At 50.0% G+C, this 832-nt stretch carries 1 protein-coding gene and 1 pseudogene; both read right to left on the reverse strand.

Annotated elements, in window-relative coordinates:
• Positions 1 to 262: pseudogene (locus tag AB4623_RS23770) on the reverse strand (hypothetical protein); the annotation flags it as partial.
• Positions 246 to 832, reverse strand: a 587-nt coding sequence (locus tag AB4623_RS23775) for a hypothetical protein (RefSeq protein WP_372147494.1), incomplete at its 5' end; no start/stop codon positions are given. The pseudogene AB4623_RS23770 and the gene AB4623_RS23775, both read right to left, overlap by 17 nt.

The raw sequence follows: 832 nt of genomic DNA on the forward strand, positions 1-832 counted from the left end.
CTTGTTTCCCTTTACCGTCGAATTCAAACTCAACCCCTGAAATCATGGACGTGGCTTGTTCGGTTAAAGCGAACACAATATCCAGTAAGCCCGCCATGGCTTCGGTTTTATCTTCGGTTACCGTTTCGGTTGAGCCGGTTAGGCTAACTGGTTCGCTTTCGGTTTGCTCTTGCTGTTCAAGCTGATCAATGACCGCGCCAAAATCCCCCCAATCATCCACTGCCGCTGACTCCTCCAACAAGACTTCATTCGTTTGCTCCATGCTCACCCCCTTGCGTTGGTTCGGTTGGGGCTTTCGGTTTAGGTAGCAGTTGAGAAAATGCCCAGATGAGGAAGATAACCGACACCAACGCTGCTACGACTCGTTTAAAGGAAAACTTGCCTTGGTTTTTTTCTGTTTCTTCATCGCTGCCCGTTTCGGTTACCGCTCGGTTGGAAACCGCGTCTTTACTGGTTTCTTGTGTTTCTTCCGGTTCGGTTAACCCCTCGGTTAGTTCGGTTACCGCGTCGGTTACCTCTGTTCGGTTAGGTTCGGTTATCAAAACCGGATCAACCACCGACAGTTTATCGGTGACTGTCGGTTGAAGTTCGGTTGAGTCAGCGACAAGATTCGCTTTAATGAACTTGGTCACTTCATGGCTATGTGAGCTGTTACCGCACTTTGGGCAACGGTAATACATCAACCCGATGTTGCGGCTGTTTTTAGGCGGCTCCCCTGTAGCAATCAGTTTCCCTTCACCCACTTGATGAGCGCTGGCGACCGACTGACAAACCGGGCAAGAGAGATACCCACGGATTGGGTTTTTATGTTCAGCCATGATCCACCTCTGCA

Origin of the sequence: Vibrio sp. 10N.222.52.C12 (assembly GCF_041474215.1) — a bacterium.
Lineage (GTDB): Bacteria > Pseudomonadota > Gammaproteobacteria > Enterobacterales > Vibrionaceae > Vibrio > Vibrio crassostreae_C.